We start from the raw sequence: 16,359 nt of genomic DNA, 5'->3' as shown, positions 1-16,359 counted from the left end.
CAATTACCCGGGCGCGAGTGCGGTACGGGAGCAGTTGGAACCGGATCGCAACAGCTGTGGGACGGCTGTGATTCTGTCCGGGGCGGCATGGGCATTAGGGTTGGCCGGTGCCCGTTCTCGCGACCACATCGTTGAGCAAGCGATACCCGCGTGTGACGGCCCTGGACGAGCTGACTGTCGAAGTGGGGTCCGGCGTGACCGGGCTGGTCGGAGCCAACGGTGCCGGCAAGTCGACCCTGCTGAAGATTCTGCTCGGACTGATCGCCCCGACCGCCGGAAGCGCCATCGTGCTGGGACACGACGTGGTCACCGGCGGCGAGGCGGTCCGTGCTCTTGTCGGCTACATGCCGGAGCACGACTGCCTGCCACCCGACGTCTCCGCGACCGAGTTCGTGGTGCACCTCGCGCAGATGTCCGGCCTGCCCGCGACGGCCGCCCGCGAACGAGCAGCCGACGTACTGCGGCACGTCGGGCTCGACGAGGCACGGTACCGGCCGATGGGCGGCTACTCGACCGGTATGAAGCAGCGCGTCAAGCTGGCCCAGGCGCTGGTGCACGACCCCAAACTCGTTCTGCTGGACGAACCGACCAACGGACTCGACCCGGCCGGGCGCGATGAGATGCTCACGCTGGTCCGCCGGATCGGCACCGAGTTCGGCATCCCCGTGCTGATCACCTCGCACCTGCTCGGCGAGCTCGAACACGTCTGCGACCACATCGTCGTACTGGACGGTGGCCGGCTGCTCCGGTCGGAGTCCAAGGCCGCGCTGACCGGCGTGACGGGCGTGCTGGCGGTCGAAGTACGGGATCTGAGTGGGCGTGATCGGTTGACCGCCGCGCTGACCAGAGTCGGAGCGCGCGCCCGCACGGACGGTCCGCTGATCCTCGTCGAGATCGCCGGCGAAGAGACGTACGACCTGGTCCGCGACGCGATCGCCGAGCTCGGCCTCGGGCTGGTCCGGGTCGAACAGCACCGGCACCGCCTGGAAGAGGTCTTCAGTGTCTGACCAGCCCTACGAACAGCAACGGTCCGGCGTCATCCACGACATCGGGTACCGGCACTACGACGGTCCACGGCTCGGCCGGTTCGCGATCTGGCAGGCGCTGGTCGTGTCGAGCCTGCGGCATGCGTACGGGCTCGGCCGGTCCGGCAAGTCGAAGGTGATGCCGCTCCTGCTGCTCGCGGTGATGGTGGTGCCGGTGGCGATCATCGTCGGCATCGAGACCGCGCTGAAGTTCGACGAACCACCGCTGACGCCGGTGCAGTACATCAGCTACCTGCAGGCGGTCATCGCGCTCTACCTGGCCGCGCAGGCGCCGCAGCTGTTCTCGCGGGATCTCCGGTACCGCTCGATCGTGCTCTACCTGGCCCGGCCGCTGCGCCGCACCGACTACGCGCTGGCGAAGCTGACCGCGCTGGTGATGGCGCTGATGATCCTGATCGGGCTGCCGCTGGTGATCCTGTACGCCGGGGCACTGCTGGCCAAGTTCGACTTCACGGACATGACGAAGGAGTTCCTCAGCGGACTCGTCGCGGCGCTGCTGCTCTCGATCCTGCTGGCCGCGATCGGCGGGCTGATCTCGGCGGCCACACCACGTCGCGGGTTCGCCGTGGCGGCGATCATCGCCGTACTGATCGTGTCGTTCACGGCTGTCGTCACCACGACGGCGATCCTCAACTCGCAGGCGGAGCAGAACAGCACGGCGGCCCGCTATACGAGCCTGGGCTCGCCTTTCACGCTGGTCCACGTGTTGCAGAGCTTCATCCTGCACGGTGGCGGCGAGTTCAAGCCGACGGCGGTGCAGGGCCTCGTCTTCGCCGCCGCGTACGTCGTGCTGGTGGCGCTGTGCGTGTGGGGCGTCAACTCACGCTACGCGAAGGTGGCCCGCGGGTGAGCGTGATCCGGATCGAGAAGGTCTCCCGCTGGTACGGCAATGTGGTCGCGGTCAACGACATCACGATGACGATCGGCCCCGGCGTGACCGGGCTGCTCGGGCCCAACGGCGCGGGCAAGTCGACGCTGATCACGATGATGGCCGGCTTCCTGCCGCCGTCGACGGGAGCCGTCACGCTGGACGGCGTACCGGTCTGGCGCAACGAGAGCTCCTACCGCCACATCGGGCTGGTGCCCGAGACCGAGGCCGTCTACGACACCTTGACCGGATCCGCCTTCGTGCTCGCCAACGCAGAGCTGCAAGGCCTGCCGAATCCAGGCGCGTCCACAGCCTCAGCGATCGCCACAGTGGCGATGGAGGATGCGGCCGGGCGGCGCATCTCGACGTACTCGAAGGGTATGAAGCAGCGGATCAAGATGGCGGCGGCGCTCGTGCACGAGCCGTCGGTACTGCTGCTCGACGAGCCGTTCAACGGGATGGATCCGCGGCAACGGCTGCACCTGATGGAGTTGCTGCGCACGATGGGCGCGGACGGCCGGACGGTGCTGTTCAGCTCGCACATCCTCGAAGAGGTGCAGCAGGTCGCGACGCAGATCGAGGTCGTCGTGTCCGGGCGGCACGCGGCCTCGGGTGACTATCGCGCGATCCGCACGCTGATGACCGACCGGCCGGTGCTGTACCGGCTGCGCTCGTCCGACGATCGCCGGCTCGCCTCGGCGCTGATCGGCGATCCCTGTACTTCCGGCGCCGACCTGGATGGCGGGTCGCTGCAGGTGCAGGTGGTCGACTTCGAGCGGTTCAGCCGGCTGGTGCCGTCGATGGCCCGCGACCTCGGCATCCGGCTGCTCGAGGTCGCGCCGACCGACGAGTCCCTCGAGAGCGTCTTCTCCTACCTCGTCGGGAGGCGCTGACGATGAACGCGACGATTGCCCGGCTGACGATGGCGACCCTGTTCGGTCACCGGCGCGGCCTGCTGCTCTTCATCCTGCCCGGCGTGCTGCTCGCGCTGTCCGTGCTGCTGGCACTGACGCTCGACGACACCGGCGAGTTCAGCGTGGCCCTGCTCCAGCTGTTCGGCCTGGCAGTGATCGTGCCGCTCGTCTCGCTGATCGCGGCGACCGGCGCCCTGTCCTCCGAGATCGACGACGGCTCGATCGTCTACCTGCTCAGCAAGCCGATCAAACGCTCCACGATCATCCTGACCAAGGCGCTGGTCGCGATCGCGGTGATCTTCGTCCTCGGCGCGCTACCGATGTTCCTGGCCGGCCTCGTCCTCGACATCCACGACCCGCGGACAGCAGTTGCCTTCGGCATCGGTTCGCTGGTGGCCGGGATCGCCTACACCGGCATCTTCATCGCCCTCTCGGTGATGTCCGGCAACGCCGTCACCATCGGCCTGATCTACGCCCTGCTGTGGGAGGGCGTGATGGGCCAGTACGTCGACGGCGCCAAGGCCCTCAGCATCCAGCAGTGGTCGCTGGCCGTCATCCACAAACTCACCGACTCCCCCGACGTCACCTCAGCCGTCAAACTCCCGATCGCCACGATCCTGCTGATCGCCGTGGTCGTCATCGGCCTCAGCCTCGCCGTCGCCCGCCTCCGCTCGCTCATCCTGTCGACTGCGGAGTGAGCGAGCCAGCCGACCGGGTCAGCCGACGATGCCGCCGTTGAGGGTCAGGCCGCCGTCGATGGTGATGGTCTGGCCGGTGATCCAGGAGGCTTCGTCGGAGAGCAGGAACCAGACGAGGGAGGCGACGTCCTCGGGGGTGCCCAGCCGCTTCAGCGGGTACGACGCCGCGACCTTGTCCTCGCGACCTTCGTAGAGCGCGCCGGCGAACCTGGTCTTCACCACGGCCGGGGCGACCGCGTTGACCCGGATCAACGGCGCGAGCTCCACTGCCAGCTCAGCCGTCACTCGGGAGAGCATCGCCTTCGTGGCGCCGTACCAGCCGATGCCGGGTGATGGCGACAGGCCGGCCACCGACGACAGGTTGACGACGGAACCGCCGTGGACACGCATCCACGCGTCACTGCAGGCCTTGACCCAGGCGATGCTCGCCAGCACGTTCGTATCGACCATCTTGGCCGCCACAGTGCTGTCGACGTCGAGCAGCGAGCCGTAGATCGGGTTGATGCCCGTGTTGTTCACGAGCAGGTCCACCGACCCGTACGTCGCCACTGCCGCCGCCACGACACTTGCCCGGTGCGCGCCGTCAGCGGCATTGCCTGCGACGGCCATCGCGTTGTCGCGGCCACCCAGGTCGGCGATCGCTTCGTCGAGCGCCTCCTGCTTGCGGCCGGTGATGATCACGTGAGCGCCATCGGCCACCAGGCGCTTGGCGATCGCCAGCCCGATCCCGCGGGAGGCACCAGTGACGATCGCCGTCTTGTCCTTCAGGCTCATCAGCTCAGGCGCTCCAGGATCACTGCCATTCCCTGGCCGCCACCGACGCACATGGTCTCCAGGCCGAACTGCTTGTCCTCGAACTGCAGACCGTTGACCAGCGTGGTCATGATCCGCGCGCCGGTCGAGCCGAACGGGTGGCCGAGCGCGATCGCGCCGCCGTGCACGTTCAGCCGATCCTCGGAGATACCGAGCTCGCGGGCCGAGCCGATCACCTGGACGGCGAAGGCCTCGTTGATCTCGACCAGGTCGATGTCACCGATGCTCATCCCGGCCCGGGCCAGCGCCTGCTTGGTCGCGTCGACCGGACCGAGGCCCATGATCTCCGGCGACAGGCCGCTCACGCCGGTGGAGACGATCCGGGCCAGCGGGGTCAGGCCGAGCTCGCGCGCCTTGGTGTCGCTCATGATCACCACGGCCGCGGCGCCGTCGTTCAGCGGGCAGCAGTTGCCGGCGGTGACGGTGCCGTCAGGACGGAACACGGGCTTCAGCTGGCTGACCTTCTCCAGCGTCGTACCGGCGCGCGGACCGTCGTCGTTGCTCACCAGCGTGCCGTCCGGCAGCGTCACCGGGGTGATCTCGCGCTCGAAGAAGCCGTTGTCGATCGCCTTCTCGGCCAGGTTCTGCGAGCGGACACCGAACGCGTCCTGATCCTCGCGGCTGATCCCACGCAGGGTCGCGACGTTCTCGGCGGTCTGGCCCATCGAGATGTAGACGTCCGGGATCAGTCCGTCCGTGCGCGGGTCGTGCCACACGTCGTTGGTCTCGGCGTACTTCTCGGTGCGCTGGACCGCGTCGGCGAAGACCTGGTTGAACGAGCTCGGGTCGCCGACGCCGGCCGAACCGAAGTTCTTGTACCGCGAGACGCACTCGACCCCGGCGCTGACGAAGATGTCGCCCTCACCGGACTTGATCGCGTGGAAGGCCATCCGCGCGGTCTGGGTGGAGGACGCGCAGAACCGGTTGATCGTCGTCGCGGGCGTGTTGTCCCAGCCCAGCTGGACGGCGACCCGGCGGGCCATGTTGCCACCGTGCTCGTCGTGCGGCTCGGCGCAGCCGAGCATCAGGTCCTCGATCTGGTCACCGGTCAGGCCGGCCTTGTCGACCGCCGCCTTGATCATCTGGACGGCCAGGTCGTCCGGCCGGATGTCCTTCAGCGAACCCTTGTGGGCCCGGCCGATCGGCGACCGCGCGGTGGAGACGATGACTGCTTCAGGCACAGCTGTTCCCTTCTCAGATGAGACTGTTACAGGCCCAGATCGCGGCCGATGAGTTCCTTCATGATCTCGTTCGAGCCGGCCCAGATCTTGGTGACGCGCGCATCCCGCCAGGCGCGGGCGACCCGGTACTCGTTCATGTAGCCGTAGCCGCCGTGCAGCTGGACGCAGGCGTCGAGGATCTCGTTCTGTACGTGTGCACTCCACCACTTCGCCTTGGCCGCGTCCACAGCCGAGAGCCGGTCCTCGTCGTGCGCGACGACAGCGTTGTCGACGTAGGCCTGGGTCACCTCGGCCTTGGTGACGAGCTCGGCGATCAGGAACTTGTTGTACTGGAAGGAGCCGACCGCCTGGCCGAACGCCTTGCGCTGCTTCACGTACTCGATCGTCTCGGCCAGGATCTGGGCCGCGTGCGCGATATTCGACACCGCGGCGCCGATCCGCTCCTGGGCCAGCCGCTCCATCATGTGGATGAAGCCACGGTCGAGCTCGCCGAGCACGTTCTCGTCCGGGACGAAGACGTCCTCGAAGAACAGCTCCGACGTCCCGGACTCGGTCTGGCCGACCTTGTCCAGCTTGCGCCCGCGGGCGAAGCCCTCCATGCCCTCCTCGATCGCGAACAGCGTGATGCCCTTCGCGCCCTTGCCCGGATCGGTCCGGGCGGCGGTGATCACCAGGTCGGCCATGTCGCCGTTGGTGATGAAGGTCTTCGAGCCGTTCACCACCCAGCCGCCGTCGGCCTTCTTCGCGGTCGTCTTCAGCGCGGCCAGGTCGGAGCCGCCGGACGGCTCGGTCATCCCGATCGCGGCGATCAGCTCACCGGAGCAGAACTTGGGCAGCCAGCGCTGCTTCTGCTCCTCGGTGCCCAGATCGACCAGGTACGGAGCCGAGCAGTCGTAGTGGATGCCGAAGCAGCTCGACAGCGAGGCGGACACCTTGGAGACCTCTTCGGCGAACACCGCGTTGAACCGGTAGTCGCCGACCGACGAGCCGCCGTACTCCTCGGGGACGTCGAGACCGAGGAAGCCCTGCTTGCCGGCTTCGAGCCAGGCGGCCCGCTCGATCGTCTTCTCCTCGAGGAACTGCTCCATCCGCGGTACCAGCGAGCGGTCGCAGTACTCCTTGGCACTGGCCCGGAAGGCGTGGTGGTCCTCGTTGAAGATGATCCGGTCCATCGCTGGCCTCCTGAAGCGTAAAGACGAGTCACTAAGCGCTTGCTTAGCTTCGCGAACTTAGGGCAAGGTGTCAACGTGTCCGCAGTCACCAGCCCCCACATCTGGGAGCACGTCCAGCCCGCCGCCGCCCGCCGGCTGCTCACCGGCGCCATCGACGCCTTCGCCGAGCGCGGCTTCCAGGCGACCACCACCCGCGACATCGCCTCGCGCGCCGGCATGTCACCGGCCGCGCTCTACGTGCACTACCCCTCGAAGGAGCGACTGCTCTTCGAGATCAGCCTGTACGGTCACCGCGCCGCCCTGGAGATCCTGACCGCGGCCAACACCGCCGACTCCCCCGCGGACCGGCTGCGCGCGATGGTCTCCGCCTTCACCGCCTGGCACGCCGAGCACCACACGATCGCTCGCGTGGTCCAGTACGAGCTGGCCGCCCTCAGCCCCGAGCACTTCGCCGAGGTCGCCACGATCCGCCGAGCCATCTCCACCCTGATCGAGAAGGTCCTCACCGACGGGGTCAGCGACGGCACTTTCGCAGTACCCGATCTCCCCGGTACGACGCTCGCCGTCCTCTCCCTGTCGATCGACGTGGCCCGCTGGTACGACCCGGCCCGCCGCCCTTCCCCCGAAGCCCTCGGCGCCACCTACGCCGACCTCGCCCTGCGGATGGTCCAGGCATAGGAACGCCCCGCGCCTCCGAAGAGGGGCGGGGCGTTCCGTAGTACGGATCAGGCCTGCAGAGCAGCCTGTACGTCGAGGTGGATGTCCACCTTGTCACCGATCAGCAGCTTGCCACCCTCGAGCGGCACGTTGAAGTCGATGCCCCAGTCCTTGCGGCTGATCGAGGTCGAGCCCTCGAAGCCGATGATCGTCTGGCCGTACGCGTTCTGCTCCACGCCGAGGAACTCGACAGCGAACTCGATCGGCTTGGTGACGTCCTTGATGGTCAGCTCGCCGGCCAGGATGTAGTCGTCACCCTCCGGCTTGATGCCGGTGCTCACGAACGTCATCTTCGGGCTGTTCTCGGCGTCGAAGAAGTCACCTGAGCGCAGGTGGCCGTCGCGCTGGTCGCTCCGGGTGTGCACGGAGGCCAGCTCGACCGACACGTTGGCGGTCGACTCCTCGAGCGAGTCCTTGACGATGATCTCGCCGCTGAACTCCTTGAACACGCCGCGGACCTTGGTCATCAGGTGCCGGACGGTGAAGCCGATCTCGGTGTGCGCGACGTCGAGCGCGTAGGTTCCGGAAACGAGGCCGGGAATCGTGGTCGTAGCGGTGCTCATGGGGAGTCCTTTCAAACGGAAAGCCAGTCGGGGGGCGTCGCAGTCGCAGGTTGGTTAAAACTTCAACCAATGACGTCGACAGTAGATATGAACTATTTAAAAGTCAACTACATTCCCGGTACACTGTCCGGGTGACGATGACGACTGGGACCCGGTGGCTTGACTCCGAGCAGCAGGTGGCGTGGCGCGCGTACCTGCTGGGCACTGCGCGCCTGATGGCCAAACTCGACGACGATCTCCGACAGTTCGGCCTGGGCATCAACGACTACGAGATTCTGGTCCGGCTCTCCGAGGCGCCCGAGCGCCGCCTGCGGATGGCCGAGCTCGCCGACCGGCTGCACCAGAGCCGCTCCCGCCTGACCCACACGGTCGGCCGCCTCGAGGCGGCCGAGCTGGTCCGGCGCACTTCCTGCAAGAGCGACAAGCGGGGAGTCTGGGCCGAGCTCACCGAAGCGGGCTTCTCCCTGCTCGACCACGCCGCGCCGTTCCACGTCGACGGCGTTCGCGAGAACCTGCTCGATCTGGTCTCCCCCGAGGACTTCGCCGCCCTCGGCCGGGTCTTCGACGCCGTCTCGGAGCACATCGGCCAGCGCTGACCCGCCGCGGTTAGGGCTGACCCCGCGGCTGGGCCAGCGGCTAGGCCTCGTCGCGGTCGGCCCCGCGGTAGGCCATCATCGAGTCGCGCATCCGGCGCTTCACCGGTGGCAGGTGGTTGACGGCGCGCATCGCAGTACGCATGCCTGCCAGTACTACGCGCCCGACGACCGGCTTGTGGATGGGGTCACTGCCGCTCATCTGGGCCCGCGACTTCAGCACCGCGTCGAAGCCGTACTCGATCATCGCCTTCTCGTACTCACCGACCGCCTCGATCAGCCCGCTGCGGCCGTCCCTGACCTCGATCAGCTTGCGGCAGAGCAGCAGCGCGTCCCGCAGCGCCGTGTTCGCGCCGACCCCACGCCCCGGCGTCATCGTGTGGATCGCGTCACCCAGCAGCGTCACCCTGGTCGTCGGCCACGCCTCGAGCGGCACCGAGGTCCAGATGTTCACCGGGAAACAGGTGCCCGGGTCGGTGAGCTCGAACAGCCGGCGCAGATTCGGGTGCCACCCGGGCGTCGCCTTCAACGCGACGTCGACCAGCTCCTGTCCTTTCAGCTCCATCACCTCGGCAGGCAGCTTGTCCGCAGTAGCCGACAACCCCCAGTTGATGTAGTCGCGGGTGTTGTCGAACTGCAGCCCGGGCCACTCCCGGATCAGCTCCTCGGTGTTGCCGCCGATGCCCTCCTTGACCTTGCCGTCGCGGTCCCACTGGAACTCCATCACGTGGATGATGCAGGCCAGCCCGTGCGGGGCGTTCACGATCGTGATGCCCTCGAACACCTTCGGCGGAACGAGTTTCGCGCTCTCCTCGGTGAGCGGCAGCTTGCCGGCGATCGCGATGATCCCGGTCTCCTCGGTCTTCGCCTGCGGCAGGTACTGACGGCGTACCCGCGATCCCGAACCGTCCGCCGCGACCAGCAGATCACCCGTCGCCTGCGACCCGTCGGCGAAGTACGCCGTGACGCTGTCGCCGTCCCGCTCGAACCGGACGAACTCCTTGCCGAACTCGACCACGTCGTCGAGCCCGGTCAGCAGCACCTGCCGCAAGGTCATCCGGCTGATCGACTTCTCGCTCTCGACCGGGTCGGTCGACGGCGGGATGTCCATCGAGAGCACCTCTTTGAGGTCCTCGGTGACCATGTTGAAGTACTTCGGGTCGCGCGCCTTCGTCGCCACGAACGTGGCGTAGAGCTCCGGCGGCAGCAACCCGCTGAGCGCCCGGCTGCCGTCGGGGTCGATCCCGATGCGGTAGCCGTGCAGGCCGTCGGTCCGCAGTACGTCGCGCTCGAACACCCGCACCTCGATGCCCGCCCGCTTCAGCCCGTGCGCGAGCGCCAACCCGCCGGTCCCGCCGCCGATCACCAGCACCTTCATCGGTCTCTCCTCCACTAAGATCAAGTATCTCGGTTCTTCAAGTATCTTGGCAAACCGAGTATCTTGGAGATCCGAGAGAAATGCAAGTCCTAGCCAGGTGTGGAGGTCTGTGATGAGTACCCGGGAAGAACTGGGCGCCGAGCTGCAGGAGCGGATGGTCCGCTTCATCGCCGACGTGATCCTGTTCAACCACGCCGTCTCGGCGAAACTCGGGCTGGGGGCGAGCGACTCGCAGTTCATGACGCTGCTCCAGTCGTACGGACCGCTCACCCCGCGGCAACTGTCGGAGCACACCGGCCTGACCTCGGGCACGGTGACCGGCGTCATCGACCGGCTCGAGTCGCTGGACCTGATCACCCGGCAGCCGGACCCCAACGATCGCCGCAAGGTCCTGGTCACCCCCTCCCTTGAGGCGATCCAGGAAAAGCTCGCCCCCCTGTACGCCGAACAGGGCCGGCGCATGCAAACAGTCCTGGCCAGCCGCTCGGACGCCGACCTCCAGGTGATCTCCACCTTCCTCGCCGAGGCGGTCGCCGGCGGGCAGACCGTCGAAGAGCTTTAGCGGCGAGTGGTACCGCGGTACGACGGGCCGCCGGAAAATCCATCCCCGGTACTACGGTTCGCGCCGCCGCCGTTCCTAGCGTGGAACTCGAGGCGGCCGGGAAGCCCGGCGCCCGGAGTCGAGGGACCACGCGATGATCGAGGCACATCAACTGACCAAGCGCTATGGGGAGACCACCGCCGTCGACCGGCTGGACTTCACCGTCCACCCGGGGAGCGTGACGGGCTTCCTCAGTCCGAACGGCGCCGGCAACTCGACGACGATGCGGATGATCCTCGGCCTGGACGCACCCACCAGCGGCTCGGTCATCGTGAACGGACGCCGGTACGCCGAACACACCGCGCCGCTGCAGGAGGTCGGTGCGTTGCTGGAAGCGAAGTCGACCCACCCGGGACGGTCCGCGTTCGACCACCTGATGGCCCAGGCCTACACGCACGGCATCCCGCGCCGCCGGGAGCCGGTCAACGGGCTGGACCCCGAAGGCGTGCTGTGGGTCCGCAATCTGCTCACCGGACTGGCCGCCTGACGGCCGGACGGTCTTCGTGTCCTCGCACCTGATGACCGAGATGGCGCTGGTCGCCGACCACCTGATCGTCGTCGGCCGTGGCCGGTTGCTCGCCGACACCACGGTCGAGGAGATGGTCCGCCAGGCAGACGGCAACACGGTGACCGTCGCGACCGGCGATCCCGGACGGCTCCGCGAAGTACTGGCCGCGGAAGGCGTCGACATCACTGGGCGGGCCGGCTCGGAGGAGTTGCAGGTGAGTGGGTCGACGGCTCGTGAGATCGGGACGAAGGCGGCCGCGGCGGGGATCGCGCTGTTCGAGCTCACCGCCAAGAGCATCGTCCGCGGTCGCTACAAGGGCGCCTTCGACCGCGCCAACCTGCCTGACGAGGTCTGCTTGCGAACTACTTCAGCGTCCGCGATGGCCAGCTCGTCAGCCTGATCGTCATCTTCAACCAGCCGTCGGAGTACTGATCCTCCGCGACGGACGGCCCGCCTCCTCTCGGAGGCAGGCCGTCTGCAACGCCTGGGACTGGGTCAGTCGCGGGTGAGCTTGCGGTAGGTGACGCGGTGCGGGCGGGCCGCCTCCGCGCCGAGGCGCTCGATCTTGTTCGCCTCGTACGACGCGAAGTTACCCTCGAACCAGAACCACTTCGACGGGTCCTCGTCGGTGCCTTCCCAGGCGAGGATGTGAGTCGCGACGCGGTCGAGGAACCACCGGTCGTGGGAGATCACCACGGCACAGCCCGGGAACTCGAGCAACGCGTCCTCGAGCGACTGCAGGGTCTCGACGTCCAGGTCGTTGGTCGGTTCGTCGAGCAGCAGCAGGTTGCCGCCCATCTTCAGCGTCAGGGCCAGGTTCAGCCGGTTGCGCTCACCGCCGGACAGTACGCCGGTCGGCTTCTGCTGGTCCGGGCCCTTGAAGCCGAACGACGCGACGTACGCGCGGCTCGGCATCTCGAAGTTCGCGACCTTGATGTAGTCGAGTTCGTCGGACACCATCTGCCAGACCGACTTCTTCGGGTCCAGGCCACCGCGCGACTGGTCGACGTACGAGATCCGGACGGTTTCGCCGAGCTTGAGGCTACCCTTGTCCGGCGTCTCCTCGCCGACGATCATCCGGAACAGCGTCGACTTGCCGACGCCGTTGGGGCCGACGACGCCGACGATGCCGGCCCGCGGCAGCGAGAAGTTCAGCCCGTTGATCAGAACACGATCGCCGAACCCCTTCACCAGCTTGTCGGCCTCCAGCACCGTGCTGCCCAGTCGCGGACCCGCCGGGATGTTGATCTCGTCGATGTCCCGGGGCTTGGATCGCTCGGCCTCGGTCGCGAGCTCCTCGTACCGGGCCAGTCGCGACTTGCTCTTGGTCTGCCGGGCCTTCGCGTTCGACCGGACCCACTCGAGCTCGCGCTCCAGGATCTTCGCCCGCTTCGCGTCCTTCTTTCCCTCGACGACCAGCCGCTCCTGCTTGCTCTCCAGGTACTTCGAGTAGTTGCCCTCGTACCCGTAGGTCTTGCCGCGGTCCATTTCCAGGATCCACTCGGCCACGTTGTCCAGGAAGTACCGGTCGTGGGTGATCGCCAGGACGGCGCCTGGGTACTTCTGCAGGTGCTGCTCCAGCCAGAGCACCGACTCGGCGTCCAGGTGGTTGGTGGGCTCGTCGAGCAGCAGCAGGTCGGGCTGCTGCAGCAACAGCTTGCACAGCGCGACCCGGCGGCGCTCACCACCGGACAGGGTGTCCACGATCGTGTCGGGCGGCGGGCAGCGCAGCGCGTCCATCGCCTGCTCCAGCTGAGCGTCGACGTCCCACGCGTTGCTGTGGTCGAGCTCAGTCTGCAGATCACCCATCTCGGCGAGCAGCGTGTCGTAGTCGGCGTCCGGATCGGCCAGCTCGGCGGAGATCTCGTTGAAGCGGTCCAGCTTCTTCTTGGTGTCGCCGACCCCTTCCTCGACGTTCTCCAGGACGGTCTTGCCCTCGGTCAACGGCGGTTCCTGCAGCAGGATTCCCACCGTCGCGCCCTCGGCCAGCCGCCCCTCACCGTTGTTGGGCTGGTCCAGCCCCGCCATGATCTTGAACAACGAGGACTTGCCGGTGCCGTTGGGCCCGACGACGCCGATCTTCGCGCCGGTCAGAAAGTTCAGCGTGACGTCGTCGAGAACGACCTTGTCACCATGAGCCTTCCGCACATTGCGCAGCGTGTAGATGAATTCCGCCATACCCCGAGCCTATGCGCTACCCCCCACCACAACCCAACCGAGCCACCCCACCCACCCCACGGCGACCGCGTGGGCCAACGCCAGTACGTATCGCGTGGACGGTACGTGAGAGCGGCTAGTGCTCGGGGCAGACGAGCCTGCGGCCGCAGCGCGTGGCGGCATCGACCCATCCGGCCTGGCGAACGGCCCGGTGTGAGCGGCTTCACCGATCAGAAATCCTCCGCCACGTCGTCAGTTCTGTTAGCCCTCTCGCACCGGTGGAAGGATTGATGACCATGACCGACGACAGACTGCTGGGTGACGACGAGGCCACGTTCCTCGCCGCGGTCCGCTCAGACGATACGGCGCGGTTCGCGCTCCTCACGGAGCGCTACCGGCGTGAGCTGCAGGTGCACTGCTACCGGATGCTCGCGAACTACGAGGACGCCCAGGACCTGACGCAGGAGACGTTCCTGCGAGCGTGGAACAAGCGGGAGACGTTCAAGGGCCACGCGGCCCTGCGGACCTGGCTGTACCGGATCGCGACGAACGCCTGCCTCGACTTCCTGGAGAAGCGCAACGACCGCACACCCGTACCGGCCGAGCTGTCGGACTCCGGCTCCGAGGTGCTGTACCTGCAGCCCTACCCCGACCGGATGCTCCCCGAGGACCCGCAGGAATCGGTGGTGGCGCGGGAGACGATCGAGCTGGCGTTCATCGTCGCCGTCCAGCACCTGCCGCCGCGGCAGCGGGCGGTGCTCATCCTGCGCGACGTCCTCGGCTGGCCGGCGACGAAGGCCGCCGACGCCCTCGAGCTGACCGTCGCATCGGTGACCAGCGCACTGCAACGGGCCCGTGTGACGATGCGCGAGCAACTGCCCGACCGCCGCCTCGACTGGCGGCGCCCCGCCACCCACGAGCTGTCGAATGACGAGCGCAGCGCGGTGAAGTCCTACATCGACGCCCATGAGCGCAACGACCTCGACGGGCTGATGTCCCTGCTGCGCGACGACCTGCGCTTCGCGATGCTGCCCGATTCGGGCACCTTGACCACGACGGCCAAGGATGCAGTGGACGGCTGGGTCCGCGGTGGGCTCTTCCAACGCGGCCACGACGACTGGCGCGGTATCACCACGACGGTCAACCGCATGCCTGCCGCCGTGCTGTACCTCCGCACCCCCGACGACCCGAAGTACCGGCTATTTGCCATCGCGGTCCTGCACATCGTCGACGGGAAGATCGCCGAGCTCACCGGATTCGACGCCACCGGCAAACCATGGCTGGACCTGCCCCCGACACTGTGACCACCACCTCCCCGCCGGCGTTGCCGGCGGGGCTTCTTCATGCCCGAAGAACATCAGCGCCGCGTCTCGTATCGGGTCAGTACCACGCCGCCGGGGAACGTCCGCGTCTCCACCAGGTTCAGGTTCACCCAGCTATCCAGGGCCGTGAAGAACGGCGTGCCGCCGCCCAGCAAGGCCGGTGCGGTGACCAGCACGTACTCGTCGATCAGCCCGGCCCGCATGGCCGCTGCGGCAAGTGTGGCGCCGCAAATGTCCATGGGGCCGCCGTCTTCGGCCTTGAGCCGGGTGATCTCGGTGACCGCGTCGCCGGTGACCAGGCGGGTGTTCCAGTCGACCGTGCTGGTCGTCGAGGAGAACACCACCTTCGGCATGTCCCGCCAGCGTCGGGCGTACTCGATCTCCGCCGGTGTGGCGCCGGGCCGCTGGTCGGCGGTCGGCCAGTGGGAGCTCATCGTCTCCCACAGTTTGCGCCCGTACAGCGCCAGGCCGGTCGCCCCCACCCGGTCGGACCACCACTGGAACAGCTCGTCGCTCGGTACGCTCCAGCCGAGGTCGTCGCCGGGTGCGGCGATGTAGCCGTCCAGGCTCAGGTTCATGGCGAAGATCAGTTTCCGCATCGTGCCAGCCTCTCGTGTGTCGATCTCACACGTACAGACGGGCACGGCGCGGAAACCTAATCGGTGCGCGACCTGCGTCCGCAGGTAGTCCTCGCGTTCCGGACCCGGCACGGCGTACTCGGCTGGGCTCGAGCACTACCCACCGGATCTCGACTTCGCCCTCGCACGGGCAGCGGCGCACCCATGGCCAGCTCTCCCCGACCGCTACTGCCGTCTGACGCGATTGCCGAGGCAGGCGTCGTCCTACCCCCACTCAGCTGCCGACGACGTAGCACCGCGGCCGCGGTGGGCCGGCCGCGGTGCTACTCCCCCAGACTGAGCCGCTGCTCGCCTCGAAGGTCTACCGGCTGCGGGAACCGCACGAGCTGGAATTGGTTCGGATCGGTCCGGCCTGGTTCGCCATCTGCGCAGCGGCCGGCGTCCGTGGCCGTCGTTGCTAGCTGTCGGCATGGAGAAGCCGCCACCGCCCATCGCGAGGATCTGAGCGTCGACCATCGACATTCCAATCAGGGGTGATGAGAGGCCTGGCGGGTACGTGTCTGCTCGCGGGCATGCGAGCAGACACACGGTACTGCGCGGCTGTTGCTAGGCGGCTTGGGTCGCAGGGGCTTCTGAAGCTTGATCGGTGGTCGCGTGGAGTGGGGACGGAAGGTCTTGGTCGGCGGGTGGGGTTTCTTGGAGTTGGGGGCGGGGTGGGGATTTGGTGAACGTGGCGGTGCCTTTGGAGAGGTCGTGACCGACACCGAACGCTTCGAGGACCAGCCGGGATCTGGGCGCGCCCTCCTCGTCCTGCCACTCGGTGGTGCGGAAGCGGCCGGTGACGACCACCGGGTGGCCGCGTTCCATTGACTGCTTGACGTTTGTCGCGAGCGCTCGCCAGCACTCGACGGTGAACCAGTTCGTCGGACGGTCGGTCCAGCCGCCGGAGCTACGGTCGAACTGGCGCGGCGTGGTGGCCAGCCGGAACGTCACCACCGGCAGGCCGTCGGACACCTCCCGGTACCGGATGTCGCTGCCGATCCATCCCTGTACTGCCACATAGGTCTCGGTGATGCTCATGTCGTCCGCCTTCCTCGGGGTCGCATCTGTGCTGTCACCAGAGAAGATGCCCGGCTTCTCGCCGATTCCGGGAACGACTTCAAGACCTGGGGAAAACCTTATGCGGGCCGCAGTTTTCCGGTGAGCTACAACGCTTCTGGTCGACGGGAGCAGGCCCGCGCCCGCCGGCA

Annotated in this window: 16 protein-coding genes and 1 pseudogene; 9 read left to right on the top strand and 8 right to left on the bottom strand. The window is 67.5% G+C overall.

Annotation, left to right across the window (positions count from 1 at the left end; translation table 11 throughout):
• Window positions 1-107 precede the first annotated feature (107 nt).
• The 4 genes from G3I17_RS35775 to G3I17_RS35760 are packed head-to-tail and all read left to right on the top strand — an operon-like array spanning window position 108 to window position 3,526.
• Complete coding sequence (locus tag G3I17_RS35775) at window positions 108-1,007, top strand: ABC transporter ATP-binding protein (protein ID WP_164603127.1); 900 nt, start codon at window positions 108-110, stop codon at window positions 1,005-1,007.
• Window positions 1,000-1,896 (top strand): ABC transporter permease subunit, encoded by an 897-nt coding sequence (locus tag G3I17_RS35770; RefSeq protein WP_164603124.1) that lies wholly within the window; start codon window positions 1,000-1,002, stop codon window positions 1,894-1,896. The genes G3I17_RS35775 and G3I17_RS35770 overlap by 8 nt, the downstream gene beginning before the upstream one ends.
• Window positions 1,893-2,807: an ABC transporter ATP-binding protein gene (locus tag G3I17_RS35765; RefSeq protein ID WP_164603122.1), complete on the top strand. Its 915-nt coding sequence runs from the start codon at window positions 1,893-1,895 to the stop codon at window positions 2,805-2,807. Before G3I17_RS35770 ends, G3I17_RS35765 begins: the two co-directional genes overlap by 4 nt.
• 2 nt (window positions 2,808-2,809) lie before the next feature.
• A complete protein-coding gene (locus G3I17_RS35760) occupies window positions 2,810-3,526 on the top strand; it encodes an ABC transporter permease subunit (RefSeq protein ID WP_164603120.1) in 717 nt (238 codons plus the stop codon).
• A gap of 18 nt (window positions 3,527-3,544) precedes the next feature.
• On the opposite strand, the gene G3I17_RS35755 is transcribed toward G3I17_RS35760, so the two are convergent.
• The 3 genes from G3I17_RS35755 to G3I17_RS35745 are packed head-to-tail and all read right to left on the bottom strand — an operon-like array spanning window position 3,545 to window position 6,692.
• Window positions 3,545-4,300, bottom strand: a complete 756-nt coding sequence (locus tag G3I17_RS35755; RefSeq protein ID WP_164603118.1) for an SDR family oxidoreductase — start codon at window positions 4,298-4,300, stop codon at window positions 3,545-3,547.
• Window positions 4,300-5,520 carry an acetyl-CoA C-acetyltransferase gene (locus G3I17_RS35750; protein ID WP_164603116.1) on the bottom strand — a complete coding sequence of 407 codons (1,221 nt, stop codon included), beginning with the start codon at window positions 5,518-5,520 and terminating at the stop codon, window positions 4,300-4,302. Before G3I17_RS35750 ends, G3I17_RS35755 begins: the two co-directional genes overlap by 1 nt.
• Window positions 5,521-5,546: 26 nt before the next feature.
• The gene (locus tag G3I17_RS35745) at window positions 5,547-6,692 is read right to left on the bottom strand and encodes an acyl-CoA dehydrogenase family protein (RefSeq protein ID WP_164603114.1); all 1,146 of its coding nucleotides are present in this window, start codon (window positions 6,690-6,692) and stop codon (window positions 5,547-5,549) included.
• A 75-nt stretch (window positions 6,693-6,767) separates the two neighbouring features.
• On the opposite strand from G3I17_RS35745, the gene G3I17_RS35740 reads away from it, so the two are divergent.
• Window positions 6,768-7,370 (top strand): TetR/AcrR family transcriptional regulator, encoded by a 603-nt coding sequence (locus tag G3I17_RS35740; protein WP_164603112.1) that lies wholly within the window; start codon window positions 6,768-6,770, stop codon window positions 7,368-7,370.
• A 47-nt stretch (window positions 7,371-7,417) separates the two neighbouring features.
• Here the strand turns inward: G3I17_RS35740 and G3I17_RS35735 are convergent, their stop codons facing one another.
• Window positions 7,418-7,972, bottom strand: coding sequence for a YceI family protein (locus G3I17_RS35735; protein ID WP_164603110.1), 555 nt, complete (start codon window positions 7,970-7,972; stop codon window positions 7,418-7,420).
• Window positions 7,973-8,109: 137 nt separating this feature from the next.
• Here G3I17_RS35735 and G3I17_RS35730 point away from each other — a divergent pair, with 137 nt between their 5' ends.
• Window positions 8,110-8,568 carry a MarR family transcriptional regulator gene (locus G3I17_RS35730; RefSeq protein WP_164603297.1) on the top strand — a complete coding sequence of 153 codons (459 nt, stop codon included), beginning with the start codon at window positions 8,110-8,112 and terminating at the stop codon, window positions 8,566-8,568.
• Window positions 8,569-8,608: 40 nt separating this feature from the next.
• On the opposite strand, the gene G3I17_RS35725 is transcribed toward G3I17_RS35730, so the two are convergent.
• On the bottom strand, window positions 8,609-9,943 hold the full coding sequence (locus G3I17_RS35725; RefSeq protein WP_164603108.1) for an NAD(P)/FAD-dependent oxidoreductase: 1,335 nt from the start codon (window positions 9,941-9,943) through the stop codon (window positions 8,609-8,611).
• Window positions 9,944-10,055: 112 nt separating this feature from the next.
• On the opposite strand from G3I17_RS35725, the gene G3I17_RS35720 reads away from it, so the two are divergent.
• Window positions 10,056-10,505: a MarR family transcriptional regulator gene (locus tag G3I17_RS35720; protein WP_203591228.1), complete on the top strand. Its 450-nt coding sequence runs from the start codon at window positions 10,056-10,058 to the stop codon at window positions 10,503-10,505.
• Between the two features lie 133 nt (window positions 10,506-10,638).
• Window positions 10,639-11,350 (top strand): annotated as a pseudogene (locus G3I17_RS35715) (ATP-binding cassette domain-containing protein); the annotation flags it as partial.
• 197 nt (window positions 11,351-11,547) lie between these two features.
• Here the strand turns inward: G3I17_RS35715 and ettA are convergent.
• On the bottom strand, window positions 11,548-13,230 hold the full coding sequence (gene ettA, locus G3I17_RS35710; protein WP_164603106.1) for an energy-dependent translational throttle protein EttA: 1,683 nt from the start codon (window positions 13,228-13,230) through the stop codon (window positions 11,548-11,550).
• A gap of 275 nt (window positions 13,231-13,505) precedes the next feature.
• On the opposite strand from ettA, the gene G3I17_RS35705 reads away from it, so the two are divergent.
• Window positions 13,506-14,513, top strand: coding sequence for an RNA polymerase subunit sigma-70 (locus tag G3I17_RS35705; protein ID WP_164603104.1), 1,008 nt, complete (start codon window positions 13,506-13,508; stop codon window positions 14,511-14,513).
• 53 nt (window positions 14,514-14,566) lie between these two features.
• On the opposite strand, the gene G3I17_RS35700 is transcribed toward G3I17_RS35705, so the two are convergent.
• Together G3I17_RS35700 and G3I17_RS35695 are read right to left on the bottom strand one after the other, a co-directional pair.
• A complete protein-coding gene (locus tag G3I17_RS35700) occupies window positions 14,567-15,130 on the bottom strand; it encodes a dihydrofolate reductase family protein (RefSeq protein WP_164603102.1) in 564 nt (187 codons plus the stop codon).
• 585 nt (window positions 15,131-15,715) lie between these two features.
• Entirely contained in the window at window positions 15,716-16,189 is a 474-nt protein-coding gene (locus tag G3I17_RS35695; RefSeq protein WP_164603100.1) for a single-stranded DNA-binding protein, read from the bottom strand.
• Between the last annotated feature and the right edge of the window lie 170 nt (window positions 16,190-16,359).

The organism is Streptomyces sp. SID13031, from assembly GCF_010548305.1.
GTDB lineage: Bacteria > Actinomycetota > Actinomycetes > Propionibacteriales > Kribbellaceae > Kribbella.
Note: the sequence above shows the minus strand (reverse complement) of the source record. Positions and strands in the feature narration are given on the sequence as shown.

Coding starts and splice junctions, on each gene's coding strand:
- G3I17_RS35760 (WP_164603120.1), top strand. CDS start 2,810: ATGAACGCGACGATTGCCCGGCTGACGATGGCGACCCTGTTCGGTCAC.
- G3I17_RS35755 (WP_164603118.1), bottom strand. CDS start 4,300: ATGAGCCTGAAGGACAAGACGGCGATCGTCACTGGTGCCTCCCGCGGG.
- G3I17_RS35745 (WP_164603114.1), bottom strand. CDS start 6,692: ATGGACCGGATCATCTTCAACGAGGACCACCACGCCTTCCGGGCCAGT.
- G3I17_RS35735 (WP_164603110.1), bottom strand. CDS start 7,972: ATGAGCACCGCTACGACCACGATTCCCGGCCTCGTTTCCGGAACCTAC.
- G3I17_RS35730 (WP_164603297.1), top strand. CDS start 8,110: ATGACGACTGGGACCCGGTGGCTTGACTCCGAGCAGCAGGTGGCGTGG.
- G3I17_RS35725 (WP_164603108.1), bottom strand. CDS start 9,943: ATGAAGGTGCTGGTGATCGGCGGCGGGACCGGCGGGTTGGCGCTCGCG.
- G3I17_RS35720 (WP_203591228.1), top strand. CDS start 10,056: ATGAGTACCCGGGAAGAACTGGGCGCCGAGCTGCAGGAGCGGATGGTC.
- ettA (WP_164603106.1), bottom strand. CDS start 13,230: ATGGCGGAATTCATCTACACGCTGCGCAATGTGCGGAAGGCTCATGGT.
- G3I17_RS35705 (WP_164603104.1), top strand. CDS start 13,506: ATGACCGACGACAGACTGCTGGGTGACGACGAGGCCACGTTCCTCGCC.
- G3I17_RS35700 (WP_164603102.1), bottom strand. CDS start 15,130: ATGCGGAAACTGATCTTCGCCATGAACCTGAGCCTGGACGGCTACATC.
- G3I17_RS35695 (WP_164603100.1), bottom strand. CDS start 16,189: ATGAGCATCACCGAGACCTATGTGGCAGTACAGGGATGGATCGGCAGC.